This is a genomic window from Cryobacterium zhongshanensis (assembly GCF_022760445.1).
GTDB classification, from domain to species: domain Bacteria; phylum Actinomycetota; class Actinomycetes; order Actinomycetales; family Microbacteriaceae; genus Cryobacterium; species Cryobacterium algoricola.
In genome coordinates this window covers 1,414,803-1,428,719 of the sequence record NZ_JALGAR010000001.1, presented here as the reverse complement: position 1 = coordinate 1,428,719, position 13,917 = coordinate 1,414,803, and the positions used below count along the sequence as shown (strand labels likewise).

General features: G+C 70.4%; 11 protein-coding genes. 4 read left to right on the top strand and 7 right to left on the bottom strand.

The window, feature by feature from the left end; genetic code table 11:
- Positions 1-75: 75 nt before the first annotated feature.
- Genes valS through MQH31_RS06435 form a run of 3 tightly spaced genes read left to right on the top strand, consistent with a single transcriptional unit; the run spans position 76 to position 3,390 of the window.
- Positions 76-2,658, top strand: coding sequence for a valine--tRNA ligase (gene valS, locus MQH31_RS06445; RefSeq protein WP_243011361.1), 2,583 nt, complete (start codon positions 76-78; stop codon positions 2,656-2,658).
- Between the two features lie 10 nt (positions 2,659-2,668).
- Entirely contained in the window at positions 2,669-3,115 is a 447-nt protein-coding gene (locus MQH31_RS06440) for a GNAT family N-acetyltransferase (protein WP_134532142.1), read from the top strand.
- 5 nt (positions 3,116-3,120) lie between these two features.
- Positions 3,121-3,390: a hypothetical protein gene (locus MQH31_RS06435; protein WP_134532144.1), complete on the top strand. Its 270-nt coding sequence runs from the start codon at positions 3,121-3,123 to the stop codon at positions 3,388-3,390.
- Between the two features lie 21 nt (positions 3,391-3,411).
- Here the strand turns inward: MQH31_RS06435 and MQH31_RS06430 are convergent, their stop codons facing one another.
- The 5 genes from MQH31_RS06430 to MQH31_RS06410 form a co-directional block, all read right to left on the bottom strand.
- The gene (locus MQH31_RS06430) at positions 3,412-4,638 is read right to left on the bottom strand and encodes an MFS transporter (protein WP_243011360.1); all 1,227 of its coding nucleotides are present in this window, start codon (positions 4,636-4,638) and stop codon (positions 3,412-3,414) included.
- Between the two features lie 54 nt (positions 4,639-4,692).
- Complete coding sequence (locus tag MQH31_RS06425; RefSeq protein WP_243011359.1) at positions 4,693-5,277, bottom strand: dihydrofolate reductase family protein; 585 nt, start codon at positions 5,275-5,277, stop codon at positions 4,693-4,695.
- An 83-nt stretch (positions 5,278-5,360) separates the two neighbouring features.
- Positions 5,361-6,638, bottom strand: a complete 1,278-nt coding sequence (locus MQH31_RS06420; RefSeq protein WP_243011358.1) for a thiolase family protein — start codon at positions 6,636-6,638, stop codon at positions 5,361-5,363.
- Positions 6,619-8,058, bottom strand: coding sequence for a class I adenylate-forming enzyme family protein (locus tag MQH31_RS06415; protein WP_243011357.1), 1,440 nt, complete (start codon positions 8,056-8,058; stop codon positions 6,619-6,621). The genes MQH31_RS06420 and MQH31_RS06415 overlap by 20 nt, the downstream gene beginning before the upstream one ends.
- A 43-nt stretch (positions 8,059-8,101) precedes the next feature.
- On the bottom strand, positions 8,102-8,992 hold the full coding sequence (locus MQH31_RS06410; RefSeq protein WP_243011356.1) for a methyltransferase domain-containing protein: 891 nt from the start codon (positions 8,990-8,992) through the stop codon (positions 8,102-8,104).
- Between the two features lie 136 nt (positions 8,993-9,128).
- Here MQH31_RS06410 and MQH31_RS06405 point away from each other — a divergent pair, with 136 nt between their 5' ends.
- Entirely contained in the window at positions 9,129-11,195 is a 2,067-nt protein-coding gene (locus tag MQH31_RS06405) for a M3 family metallopeptidase (RefSeq protein ID WP_243011355.1), read from the top strand.
- A 14-nt stretch (positions 11,196-11,209) separates the two neighbouring features.
- Here the strand turns inward: MQH31_RS06405 and MQH31_RS06400 are convergent, their stop codons facing one another.
- Complete coding sequence (locus tag MQH31_RS06400) at positions 11,210-12,376, bottom strand: benzoate/H(+) symporter BenE family transporter (RefSeq protein ID WP_243011354.1); 1,167 nt, start codon at positions 12,374-12,376, stop codon at positions 11,210-11,212.
- Positions 12,377-12,409: 33 nt separating this feature from the next.
- Positions 12,410-13,693 (bottom strand): ATP-dependent Clp protease ATP-binding subunit ClpX, encoded by a 1,284-nt coding sequence (clpX, locus tag MQH31_RS06395; protein WP_134532154.1) that lies wholly within the window; start codon positions 13,691-13,693, stop codon positions 12,410-12,412.
- Positions 13,694-13,917 lie beyond the last annotated feature (224 nt).

Below are 13,917 nucleotides of genomic sequence, written 5' to 3'. Positions count from 1 at the left end.
CGGGTAGGTTGGGTAAGGCCAATATTCAGGCACCTCACCGCAGACACGGTGCCGCAGACAGTGAATCGGAGAAACATGACGATCCCGAACGTTCCGGATAAGCCAGCCCTCGAGGGCCTCGAGAACAAATGGGGCGGCACCTGGGACACCGAGGGCACCTACCGCTTCGACCGCGACTCCGCGACCCGGGCGAACATCTTCTCCATCGACACTCCCCCGCCGACCGCGTCCGGCTCGCTGCACATCGGCCACGTGTTCTCCTACACGCACACCGACGTCGTCGCGCGGTTCCAGCGGATGCGCGGCCGCGACGTGTTCTACCCGATGGGCTGGGACGACAACGGCCTCCCGACCGAACGCCGGGTGCAGAACTACTACGGCGTGCGCTGCGACCCGTCGCTGCCGTACGCCCCCGACTTCACCGCGCCCTTCGAGGGCGGCGACGGCAAGAGCACCAAGGCCGCAGACCAGGTGCCGATCAGCCGCCGCAACTTCATCGAACTCTGCGAACGCCTCACCCTCGAAGACGAGAAGCAGTTCGAAGCGCTCTGGCGCGACCTCGGCCTGAGCGTCGACTGGACCCAGACCTACCGCACGATCGGTTCGCACTCGATCGCCTCCTCCCAGCTCGCCTTCCTCGGCAACGTCGCCCGCGGCGAGGCCTACCAGGCGATGGCCCCGACCCTCTGGGACGTCACCTTCCGCACCGCGGTCGCCCAGGCCGAGCTCGAGGACAAGGACATGCCGGCCGCGTACCACCGGGTCTCCTTCCGGAAGCCGGACGGATCCACGATCGAGATCGAGACCACCCGGCCCGAGCTGCTGCCGGCCTGCGTCGCCCTCGTCGCGCATCCCGACGACGAACGCTACAAGCACCTCTTCGGCACGACCGTGCGCACGCCGCTCTTCGACGTCGAGGTGCCCATCCTCGCCCACCACCTCGCCCAGAAGGACAAGGGCAGCGGCATCGCGATGATCTGCACCTTCGGCGACGTGACCGACGTGGTCTGGTGGCGGGAACTCGACCTGCCCAACCGCGCGATCATGGGCTTCGACGGCCGCATCATCGCCGAGGCGCCCGAGGTCATTACGAGCGCCGCCGGAATCGCCGCCTACGCGGAGCTTGCCGGAAAGACCGTGTTCTCAGCCAAGCAGGCCGTCGTCGCGCTCCTCACGGCGAGCGGCGACATGATCGGCGAGCCGAAGCCGATCGTGCACCCGGTCAAGTTCTTCGAAAAGGGCGACAAGCCCCTCGAGATCGTCTCGACCCGCCAGTGGTACATCCGCAACGGCGCTCGCGACGAGGCACTCCGGTCCCGCCTGCTCGCGCACGGTGCCGACCTGCAGTGGCACCCCGAATTCATGAAGGTCCGCTACGACAACTGGGTCAACGGCCTCACCGGCGACTGGCTCGTGTCCCGTCAGCGTTTCTTCGGCGTTCCGCTTCCGATCTGGTACCCGCTGGATGCCGACGCGAACCCGATCTTCGACCAGCCGATCGTCGCCACCCGCGACCAGCTCCCCGTCGACCCCTCGTCCGACACCGCGCCGGGATACGACAGCACCCAGCGCGGCCAGGCCGACGGTTTCGTCGGAGAGGTCGACGTGATGGACACCTGGGCGACGTCCTCGCTCACCCCGCAGCTCGCCGGCGGCTGGGAACGCGACCCCCAGCTCTTCGACCTCGTCTACCCGTACTCGCTCCGCCCGCAGGGCCAGGACATCATCCGCACCTGGCTGTTCTCCACCCTGCTCCGCGCCGAGCTCGAGGACGGCCGGTCACCGTGGAAGCACGCGGCCCTGTCCGGCTTCATCGTCGACCCCGACCGCAAGAAGATGTCCAAGTCCAAGGGCAACGTCGTCACCCCCGCCGACATGCTCGTGCAGCACGGGTCGGATGCCGTGCGCTACTGGGCGGCGTCGTCGCGCCTCGGCACCGACGCGGCCTTCGACCCCAAGAACCCGACCCAGATCAAGATCGGCCGTCGCCTCGCGATCAAGATCCTGAACGCGTCGAAGTTCATCCTCGGCTTCGACGGGGCAGCGGATGCCGCGGTCACCGAGCCCCTGGACCGCAGCATGCTCGCCCGCCTCACGAGCGTCGTCGCCCAGGCGACGACCGCCTTCGAGGGCTACGACCACGCCCGCGCCCTCGAAGTCACCGAGAGCTTCTTCTGGACGTTCTGCGACGACTACCTCGAGCTCGTCAAGGAACGCGCGTACGGCGAAGCCGGCGCCGGGCAGGCCTCCGCCGTCGCGGCGCTCCGCACCGCGCTGTCGACCCTGCTCCGTCTGTTCGCCCCGTTCGTGCCGTTCGCGACCGAAGAGGCCTGGTCCTGGTCGAACGAGGGATCCGTGCACCTGGCCTCCTGGCCGGTCGCGGCAGACCTGGCAGCGGGTGCAGGCGGGAACCCCGCACTGCTCGAGCTGTCCAGCCGCGCGCTCACCGGCATCCGCCGCGGAAAGACTGATGCAAAAGCGTCCCAGAAAACCGACGTCGCATCTGCTGTAATTAGCGGTACGGCTGCAGAGGTGGCCCTGCTCGCGCAGGCTGCCGCAGATCTGCAGGCGGTCGGCCGGATCTCGGAGTTGGTTTTTGCAGAAGGCGGCGAATTGGCCGTCACGGAGATCGTGCTCGCCACGGTGTCGGAGAGTTAGGGAGAACCAGATGGCTATTCACGTACGAGCATTGGGCGACAAGGATTTTTTCGCCTGGCTGGGCCTCTTCGAGGGATACAGCGAGTTTTACAAGAGCGAACTGACCGATGAGAAGGCCCTCCGCGTCTGGAGCTGGATCATCGATCGGAACCACGTACTGAACGGCGCGGTCGCGGTCAATGATGACGGTGACTTCGTGGGCTTCGCGCACTACCGGGAGGTGCCGAACACGCTGAGCGCCACCCGCGGCCTCTTCATCGACGACCTGTTCGTCGTGCCGGAGCACCGTACGGGCGGCGTCGGCCGTGCGCTGATCGAGTTCGCCAAGGGCTACGCGGTCGAGCACAAGCTCACCACGGTGCAGTGGATCACCGCAGCGGACAACGAGACCGCCCAGCGCCTCTACGACGACGTCGGTACCCGCACCGACTGGGTCACCTACGAGATCGAGCTCTGAGCCCGATGCAGGTAGGAACCCGCTGGCCGTTCGGCGGCACGGCGCCGTCCGGGCTGCCCGAGGTCGTCCTCCTCGCGGTCAGCACGGTCGAGGAGGACCTCACGGTCGCTCCGAAAGAGGGCACGGATGCCTGGCGCTGGACACTGACCTGGCTGGAGGCCAAGCCCGTGATCGAGCTCGACGACGGCACCGTGATCCGCTACAACCCGGTCGACGACAGCGCCACGATCACGCAGCCGTCGATCGAGGTCGAGGACGACGAGGACTGGATCTAAGTCCCCACGGTTCCGCGGGGTCTAATCCCGCGGGACCGCGGGATTCGTCGCGCCCGGCCGGTCCGTCCTCGCCGAGCGGGCGAGGCGGATCATCGCCGCGGCGCCCAGGACCGGCCCGGGCACCAGGACCAGCAGCGCGAACTGCCAGCCGACGAGTCCCGCGAGCACCGGGACGACCTGGATCGTGATGACCGTGATCAGGAAACCGATCGCCGTCTGAACCGTCAACGCCGTGCCCACGTAGCGCGGATCCGCGGACTCGCTGAGCGACGTCGAGAACACGCCGGAATCGGCGATGACGGATGCCCCCCACACCGTCAGCGCGATGACGAGGGTGACCGGTGCCGACGCGAAGAACACGGGCGACGCGAGGGCACAGCTGCCGCTGACGATCAGGGCTCCGGCGGCCGCCGGGCCGCGGCCGTACCGGTCGGCCGCCCACCCGCCCAGCAGCGCACCCGCCGCACCGGCGACCCCCATCACGAGGAACACGACGAGGGTGTCCCAGGCCGCACCGGGCTCGCCCGCCATCGACCGTCCGGCGCGGACGAACGCGGGCAGCCAGGTCCAGAGGGCGAAGAGTTCCCACATGTGGCCGAAGTAGCCGAAATTGGCCAGGCGCGAACGACGGTCCCGGAACATGTCCACGGCGTACCGGGCGTTGATCGGGGTGCTGCCGGACGCGCCGTGCGGGCCCGGCCGGATCAGGAGCGCCGCGACGACCGCGGCGACGGCGGCGAGCACCGCGGACACGTTCATCACGTCCCGCCACGCCAGATTCGGCAGGCCACGGACGAGGTGCGGCAGGGCCGAACCGAGGGTCAGGGCCGCGATCATCAGGCCGAAGGCCCGTCCCCTGGCCCGGGGCGGCGCCCAGGACGCCGTGAGTTTCATCCCGACCGGGTACACGCCGGCCAGGAGCGCACCGGTCAGGAAGCGCGGGAGCAGTGCGGTCGCGAGGCCCGTCGCCGTCGCGGTGAAGGCGAGGATGCAACCGGACGTTCCGAGCGCGCACCCCGCCATCAACAGCTGGGGCGGTATCCGGTCCGCCGCGTTCAGGACCGCGGACACGACGGCGCCGACCACGAAACCGAGCTGCACGGATGCCGTCAGCCAGACCGCGTCGACCGCCGAGATGTTCCAGTCCAGGCTCAGCGCGGGGACGACGGCGGATGCGGAGAACCAGGCGGACATGGCCAGGACCTGGACCAGCGCGATCAACAGCCGTTGCCGCCTCTGCCGGGTCACGACCCGCCCTCCGTCCTCGGCTCCCGGCGGCACCCCGGCTCCCGGCGGCAGGGGCTAAGCCACCGGGGGTACGGATCCGGCCTGCGGCACCACATAGCGCAGGTACACCATTCCGTTGCGGAACCGCCGTTCGCCTCTGAGCTCGAGCGGCATCCTCAGGTGCTCCGGCAGGAACCGGGTGCCGCCGCCGACGATGATCGGCGTCACGAACCGGTGGATCTCATCGACGATGCCCGCCTTGAGCGCGTGCGCGGCGAGCCCCGGCCCGCCGACGGACACGCTCAGCCGGCTCTCCGACACCAGGCGGCGAACCTCGGCGGCGTCGAAGGAGCGCTCGATGCGCGTCCGCATCGTCGTGGCCGCCGCGAGGTTGTGCGAGTAGACGACCTTCTCGGCGGCCTGCCAGATGTCGGTGTACTCCCGCACCACGTCCGGCGGATCGACGAGTTCCCGCGCGGTCTCCCAGAACGCCATCGTCTCGTACATTCTCCGGCCGTACAGGTAGGTGCCGATCTTGCGTTCGAGGGCGTTGATGAAGGCGTGCACTTCGTCGTCGGGCGTCGCCCAGTCGAAGTCGCCCGCCGCATCCGCGGTGTACCCGTCGAGCGACGTGATGCCCGAGTAGATCAGCCTGCCCATGTGTCCTCCCGTCGCCGGCGTCCGCAGGTTCATACTGGCCTGCCCTGCCGCCGAGGGGAAGTGCACGCCCACCCGACGGGCGACTAGACGGGCGCTGAGACGGGCGTGCCCTCCCAGCGGAAGAGCGCGGCGAGGCCGAGGCCGCCGGCGATGCTGACCATGGCGAGGGCGTGCGCCCCGTCGACCGCTTCGGTACGGGCCTGGGCCAGCAGCCGCAGCACGACCAGGGCACCGGATGCCCCGAACGGGTGCCCCAGTGCGAGGGCGCCGCCCTGCCGGTTGGCACGGTCCTCCGCCACGTCGATCACGTCGAGGGAGGCGAGCACCTGGGCCGCGAAGGCCTCGACGACCTCGACGAGGGCGAGGTCGGCGGCGGGGATGCCGGTGCGCGCGAGCAGGGACCCGGCCGCCTGCCCGCCGCCGGCGCCGAGCACGTTCGGATCGATTCCGGCAACGACGGCGTCGACGAAGGCGAGGACGCCGGTGCCCCCCGTCCCGGTCTGCAGCGCGCCGCTCGCCACGAGCTCCCGGGCTCGGGCCCTGCTCGTGACGACCACGACGACGGCCCCGTCGGCGTCCGCGCACGAATTGCCGGCGGTGACGGTGCCGCCCGGGCGGAAGGCCGGCGGGAAGCGACGGAGCAGGGCCGCGTCGAGCGTCGAGCGCGGGCCCTGGTCGTTCGTGACGGGTGCGCCGCTCGCGTCGTTCCCGGCGATCCCGACGATCTCCGGCTCGAATGCGCCCGCGTCGGCGGCGGCGACCGCCAGACGGTGGCTGCGGGCGGCGAAGGCGTCCTGGCGCTCCCTGCCGATTCCGAAGTGCGCGGCGACATTCTCGGCGGCCACGCCCATGTCGGGGTCGCCGACAGAATCCGGCGCGAACCGCACCCGGTCGAAGAAGTCCGGCGCCCCCGGAGCAGAACTCAGTCGGTGTGCGCGGAGCGGCGCGGTGCTGCAGCTCTCGACACCGCCGGCCAGATAGAGACTGCCGGCGCCCGCCGCGACGAGCCGGCAGGCGAGCACGATCGCCTCCAGCCCGGACCCGCACTGCCGGTCGACGGTCAGGCCGGGCACGCTCAGGGGAACTCCGGCCTCGAGCAGCGCGAGGCGGGCGAGGTTGCCGCCGCCACCCGTGGCGTTCCCGATGATCACGTCGTCGATGCCCACGGGATCGAGGCCGAGGTCGGCGACGACCGCGGAGAGCACGGGGGCGAGCAGCCGGTCGGCGGTGACGCGGGACAGGGCGCCGCCGCGTCGGCCGAAGGCCGTGCGACGCCCCCAGAGGATGACGGGCTCACGGTCGGCGGCAGTCGGGATGGTGGGGGCAGTGGAGGCGCTGCGCTTAGTCGAGGCGGTGGACACGAGGGTCTCCTTCGGTGATCCAGGCGGCGAGCAGCCGCCGGCTGAGCTTTCCCGCGCCGGTGAGGGGCAGCTCGGTGATCCGGTAGTAGCCGCGCGGTCGTTTCGGGGCGGCGAGGTCGGCCGCGGCCGTCCTCAGGTCGGCACGGGTGACCGCGGGGGCGTCTGGGCCGCTCTCCTCGACGACGGCGGCGACGAGCAGCGTGCCGCGCCGGGCATCCGCGAGGCCGGTCACGACGACCTGTGCCGCGGCGCCGCCGAGGCCGGAGAGAAGGGTCACCTCGACCTCCTGCGGGTAGACGTTGCTGCCCGAGGTGACGATCATGTCAGCCAGGCGTCCCTCGACGTGCAGTTCCCCGGCGACGTCGAGGTGGCCCCGGTCACCGACCGTGCACCACTCGCCCGTCCGGGCGAACGCGGAGCCGTCGTCGCCCCAGGCGTAGCCCGCGCTGACGAGGCGGCTTCTCACGAAGATGGTCCCGGTGGTTCCGGGGGCGGATGCCCGACCCGCGTCGTCGAGGACGCGCACCTCGACGCCGGGGAACGGCCGGCCGACGGCGGTCGGCGACCCGGTCCGGTGCTCGCCGGGGCGGAGCCGCCTGGCGCTCACGAAACTCAGTTCCGCGGCGCCGTAGTAGTCGAAGACGGTCGCACCGGGCGCCCAGTTCCGGACGCTCGCGAGGGTGGCGCCGTCGAGCCGGGCACCCGCGCTGACGATCCCGGTGAGCGCGTGTGCGTCCACCCCGGATGTCAGGCCCCGCTCGCCGAGCAGCCGGAGCACGGTCGGGACGGCGACGATGCGGGTGACGCCGGCGTGGGCGACGGCGTCGAGGGCATCGCCGACGTCGACACGCTCCAGGGTGTGGAACGCCGCCCCCGCGGAGAGGGTCTCGGCGAGGGCGTAGAGAGTGAGGCTCGCCGACAGCGGTCCGGGGGCGAGGACCCTGTCGTCGGCGCCGAGCTCGAACCAGGCGGCACTTGTGGCGAAGGCGCGCTGCCAGGAGTCCCTGCTGCGCGTGAACGCCTTGGGCAGCGCAGTGGTGCCCGAGGTGAAGCCGTAGAGGAAGATCGAGTCCGAGGGCCCGTCGCGGAGGTCTGCGGGCGCGGCGGCGGGTGGCGTCGAGGGGCCGGCGCCCTGGAGCATCCGCTCGACGGCCGAACGCTGGAGGGCCGGCCAGCCCGGGTCGAGCACGGCGACGGTGCCGGTGCGTGCGACCGCGGCGACGAAGTCCACGATGAAGGCCAGGCCGTTGGGGCGGCAGAGCACGGTGGGGCCGCCGGACGACTCCCCCGCGAGTTCGCGGGCGCGGACGCTCGCCCGGTCGACGAGTTCGGCGTAGCTGAGCCGCTCCGCACCGATCGTGACCGCGTTCGCGTCCGGCCGCAGGGCGGCCCAGTGCTGGAGGCGGTCGAGGAAGGGCACGCTCGAGTCTACTTTTTCCGAAGTCCCCCTCGACGGACCAGCGCTACTTGAGCGCGATGATCTCGCCGTGCGGCATGCCGAACCAGCCGTCGGGGTCGCCCGCCCACTGGCGCCAGGCTGCGGCGATGGCGCGCAGGTCGGCAAGGTCGGCGGCCCCGGATTCGATTGCGTGCGCGGCGAAATCGGACTCGGTCGCGCGCAGGGCCCAGGATTCCCCCCACCAGTCGCGTTCGGCATCCGTGGCGAAGCACCAGATGGATGCGCTGCTCGACACGGCGTCGAAGCCGGCGAGCCTGGCCCAGGCCTTGAGCGCGCGGCCGGCGTCTGGATCACCACCGTTCCAGTAGTGCACCGCCCGGTAGGCGGTCATCCAGGACTGGAGGCCGGGGAGCTTGGGATACCAGGCCACGCCGCCGTAGTCGACGTCGCGGGCGGCGAGGATGCCCCCGGGCTTCAGCACGCGGCGGAGTTCTTTCAGGGCGGCGACCGGGTTCGCGAGGTGCTGCAGCACCTGGTGCGCGTGCACGAGGTCGAAGCTGTCGTCGGCGAAGTCGAGGGCGTAGACGTCGCCGACCTGGAAGGCGACGTTGGACATGCCCTCGTCGACGGCGAGCCCGGCCGCCTGGGCGACGATCGCAGCGGAGGCGTCGACTCCGGTCACCGTGCCCGGAGAGACCCGACGGGCGAGGTCGACGGTGATCGTGCCCGGCCCGCAGCCGACGTCGAGGACCCGCAGCCCTGGGGTGAGGTGCGGGATCAGGTACGCGGCCGAATTCACGACCGTGCGCCACGTGTGCGACCGGAGCACGCTCTCGTGGTGCCCGTGCGTGTAGGTGTCGCGGATCGCCTCGCCGGACGGGGCGATCTCGACCCGGTCGGGGTTCGCGATGTCCGGCTGGGGACGTACTGGCTCGCGTGCTGGCTCGTCGGTCATGCAGACAGCCTAGGACCTGTACCGAATTCAGGAGCCGGACTCCCGGAGGGCGCCACTGGCCGGCATCCGCTGCACTGGTCCGGGCCCTGGCACCCGGTCGGGGGCCGGCTCCTGAATTCGGAACTAGGTTTGAGGCATGGACCAGCACAACCCCTTCGCCCGGCCGAGCACGCTCCCGTTCCAACTCCCGCCGTATGCCGCCATTCGGGACGAGCACTACCGGCCCGCGTTCCTCGCCGGCATGGCCGAGCAACTCGCCAAGGTCGAGGCCATCTGTTCCGACCCCGCCGAGCCGTCGGTCGACAACACGCTGCTGCCGCTCGAACGGAGCGGCCAGCTGCTGGACCGGGTCGCCGCGGTGTTCTTCAACCGGAGCTCCTCCGATTCGAGCCCGTTCACGATCGCCCTCGAGGAGGAGCTCGCTCCCCTGCTCGCGGCGCACTCCGACGCGATCCGGCTGCGCCCCGAGCTCTTCGCGCGCATCGCTGCCGTGCACTCGCGAGCGGATGCCCTCGGGCTCGACCCGGAGACCCGGTACCTCCTCGAGCGGCACTTCACCCAATTCACCCTCGCCGGGGCCGGGTTGTCCGACGCCGACAAGGCGCTGCTCCGCGATTTCAACACGCGCCTCTCGGTCGCCACCACCCGGTTCGAGAAGAACCTCCTCGCCGACACCAACGACCTCGCCCTCGTCGTCGACGACGCCGCGGAGCTCGACGGTCTCTCCGCCGGCCAGCTCTCCGCCGCAGCCCAGGTCGCGACCGACCGGGGCCTGCCCGGCCGTTTCGTGATCACCCTGGTGCTCTTCACCGGCCACCCCTACCTCGCGCTGCTCACCAACCGGGGCGTGCGCGAACGGTTGCTCGCCGCCTCCCGCGCCCGGGGCATCCGTGGCGGAGAGCACGACAACCGCGCCCTGGTGTTGTCGATCACCCGACTCCGCGCCGAGCGGGCCCGCCTGCTCGGGTTCGCGACCCACGCGGCGGCGGTCACCGCCGACGAGACCGCCAGGACGCCGGCCGCCGTCGGGGACCTGTTGCACCGTCTCGCCGTTCCGGCGGCCCGCAACGCCCGGGCGGAGCAGGCAGAGCTGCAGGCGCTCGTCGACGCCGACGTCGCCGCGGGGACGCTCGCCGAGGGTTTCGAGATCGCCGCCTGGGACTGGGCGTTCTACTCCGAGCGGCTGCGCCGGGCCCGGTACGAGGTCGACACCGCCGCCCTGCGCCCGTGGTTCGAGCTCGAGAGCGTGCTGCGTGACGGGGTCTTCTACGCCGCCCAGCGCCTCTACGGGGTAACCTTCACCGAACGTCCCTCGCTCGCCGGGTGGCACCCCGACGCGCGCGTGTTCGAGGTGTGCGAGGAGGACGGTTCCCCCGTCGGCCTGTACATCCTCGACGTGTACACCCGGGATTCCAAGCGCGGCGGGGCGTGGATGAACGCCCTCGTCTCGCAATCGGACCTGCTCGGCACTCCCGTGATCGTCTGCAACAACCTCAACGTGCCGCAGCCGGCCGACGGGGAGGCCACGCTGCTCAGTCTCGACGAGGTGACGACGCTCTTCCACGAATTCGGCCACGCCCTGCACGGGCTGTTCGCTCGGGTCACCTACCCGAAGTTCTCCGGGACGAACGTGTACCGGGACTTCGTAGAATTCCCCAGCCAGGTCAACGAGATGTGGCGCTTCGACCCCGAGGTACTCGCGAACTATGCCCACCACCGGGAAACCGGCGAGCCGCTGCCCCCGGAGGTCGTCGCGGGCATCCACGCATCGGAGACCTTCAACGAGGGCTTCGCGACGAGCGAGTACCTCGCCGCCGCACTGCTCGACCAGGCCTGGCACGGCATCGAAGCGGATGCCGGCACCGGCGTCGAGGATGTCGCCGCCTTCGAGGCCGCGTGTCTCGAGGCGGCCGGACTGGACAACCCCGCGGTGCCGACCCGGTACGCGAGCACCTATTTCGCGCACACCTTCTCGGGTGGCTACGACGCCGGCTACTACTCGTATATCTGGAGCGAGGTGCAGGACGCGGACACGGGCGCCTGGTTCGCGGAGCACGGCGGCCTGACCCGGGAGAATGGCGAGCGGTTCCGGGAGCGCCTGCTCGCGCGCGGGGGCAGTGTCGACCCGCTCGAGGCGTACCGGGACTTCCGGGGACGCGATGCGATAATCCAGCCCCTGCTCGACCGGCGCGGCCTGAACTGACGGGCGGCCAGAGTTCAGGCGGAAAGAGCCGGGCCTGACCGGCGCCAGCCCAGCCAGGCCAGGAACACGGCCCCCACGACGAGGCCCCAGAAGGCCGAGCCGATGCCCAGGATGACGACTCCGGACGCGGTCACGATGAAGGTGGCCGCCGCGGTGATCACGTGGGTGGCGTCCTCGAGCGCGCCGGTGATGCTCGTGACGAAGGCTCCGAGGAGGGCGAGCCCGGCGACCGCCTCGATCAGGATCGGCGGGGACGCCGAGACCAGCGCCGCGGCGAACCCCGCCGCGAGCCCGAGCAGAAGATAGGTCACGCCGCTCGTGACGGTCGCGATCCACCGCTTCGAACGGTCGGGGTGCGCGTCCGGGCTCGCCATCAGGGCCGCGGTGATCGCGGCGAGGTTCACCCCGTGGGCGCCGAACACGGAGCCTGCGGCCGTGGCCAGCCCGGAGGCGACCAGGATCGGACGCGGCGGCGCACGGTAACCGAAGGTCGACAGCACGACGAAGCCCGGCACGTTCTGGCCGGCCATCGTGACAATGAAGAGCGGCAAGCCGAGGCTCACGATCACGACTGGGTCGAAGACCGGCGGCACGAACACGAGCTGCGGTGCCGAACTCGCAGCGGTGAGCCAGCCGGTGCCCGCGGTGAGCACGATGCCGACGATCGCGACGAGCATCGCGGCAGGGACGGCCCAGCGCCGGGCGAGCCGGAAGAGCACGAGCCAGACCAGCACGACGGGGACGGCGAGGAGGGGCTGCTGCACGGTCGCGGTGACCGGGGCGATACAGATCGGAAACAGGATTCCGGCGAGCATCGCACTCGCAATGGGCTTCGGGATGCTCGTGATCAGCCGTCCGAGGGCGGGCCAGAGTCCGCAGAGCGCAATCAGGACCCCGCAGACGAGGAAGGCTCCGGCGGCGGCGCCGAAGTCCTTCGTGGTCTGGCCCGCAGCCACGAGCAGGGCAGCTCCCGGCGTCGACCAGGCGAAGGAGATCGGCATCCGGAAGTACCACGGCAGCGCGATGCACGTCACGCCGACGAGCAGGCAGAGAGCGAGCAGGCCGGAGGCGGCTTCCGCGTCGCTCGCCCCGACCGCGCGAAGCCCGGCGATCACGAGGACGAAGGAGCTCGCGAACCCGGTGATGGCCGCGACGATGCCCGCACCGGCAGGCTGGAACATGGCGACCCCTCGTCGTCAGGTGGACGTCTGAGCCTAGGCGGACTTCTCGACGCGGCGCGCGGCCTTGTGCAGCACGATGGTCGGTGCGGCGTTGTCGAGCACGGCTGCCCTGGTCACGATGACGCGGGCGACCTCGCTCGAGGACGGCACCTCGAACATGATCGGCCCGAGGACCTCTTCCATGATCGCGCGGAGGCCACGGGCGCCGGTCTTGCGCAGCACGGCGAGGTCTGCGATGGCCTCGAGAGCGGGCTGTTCGAAGTCGAGTTCGACGCCGTCGAGCTCGAACATCCGCTGGTACTGGCGCACGAGGGCGTTCTTCGGCACGGTGAGGATCTGCATCAGGGCGACCTGGTCGAGCTGGGTGACCGTCGTGACGACGGGGAGCCGGCCGATGAATTCGGGGATGAGCCCGAACTTGTGCAGGTCTTCCGGGAGGACCTCGCTGAAGAGGTTCACGTCGTCACCCTTGCTGTGCAGCGGGGCGCCGAAGCCGATGCCCTTCTTGCCCGCGCGGGTGGAGATGATGTCGTCGAGGCCCGCGAACGCGCCGGCCACGATGAACAGCACGTTCGTCGTGTCGATCTGGATGAATTCCTGGTGCGGATGCTTGCGCCCGCCCTGCGGGGGAACCGACGCGACGGTCCCTTCCAGGATCTTCAGGAGTGCCTGCTGCACGCCCTCACCGGAGACGTCGCGCGTGATGGAGGGGTTCTCCGCCTTGCGGGCGATCTTGTCGATCTCGTCGATGTAGATGATGCCCGTCTCGGCACGCTTGACGTCGTAGTCCGCGGCCTGGATGAGCTTGAGCAGGATGTTCTCGACGTCTTCGCCGACATACCCGGCCTCGGTGAGTGCCGTCGCGTCCGCGACGGCGAACGGAACGTTGAGGCGCTTGGCGAGCGTCTGGGCGAGATAGGTCTTGCCGCAGCCGGTCGGACCAATCAGGAGGATGTTGGACTTGGCGATCTCCACGTCGTCGTGGATCGCATCCGCAGCGGTGAGCGTCGCACGGGAGCGCACGCGCTTGTAGTGGTTGTAGACGGCGACGGCCAGCGCGCGCTTGGCGGCTTCCTGGCCGATGACGTATTCCTCAAGGAATCCGAAGATCTCCTTGGGCTTGGGGAGTTCGAACTCGCCCGTCGCTTCTTCGGCGCCGGCCTCGGCCAGGCGCTCTTCGATGATCTCGTTGCACAGCTCGACGCATTCGTCGCAGATGTAGACCCCGGGGCCGGCGATCAACTGCTGGACCTGCTTCTGACTCTTCCCACAGAAGGAACACTTCAGCAGGTCGGCGCTTTCGCCTATTCGGGCCATCCGTCAGCCTCCTCCATCGGTCGTGCTGGTAACGCTTGTTTCGCTGAACCGAGCCTAGCCTCTGGGTGTGACACTGGGGTGCAAGCGACGCGGATCGGTGGAAACCCGTAACAATCCCCCGCTGAGACCTCGTGCGGGGACCCCGCTCTGGGACCGGGCACGAAGCCCGGGCCCCGGAAACCGGAACGCGGCGGCCGGCCGGTGCTTGCGCATCCGGCCGGCCG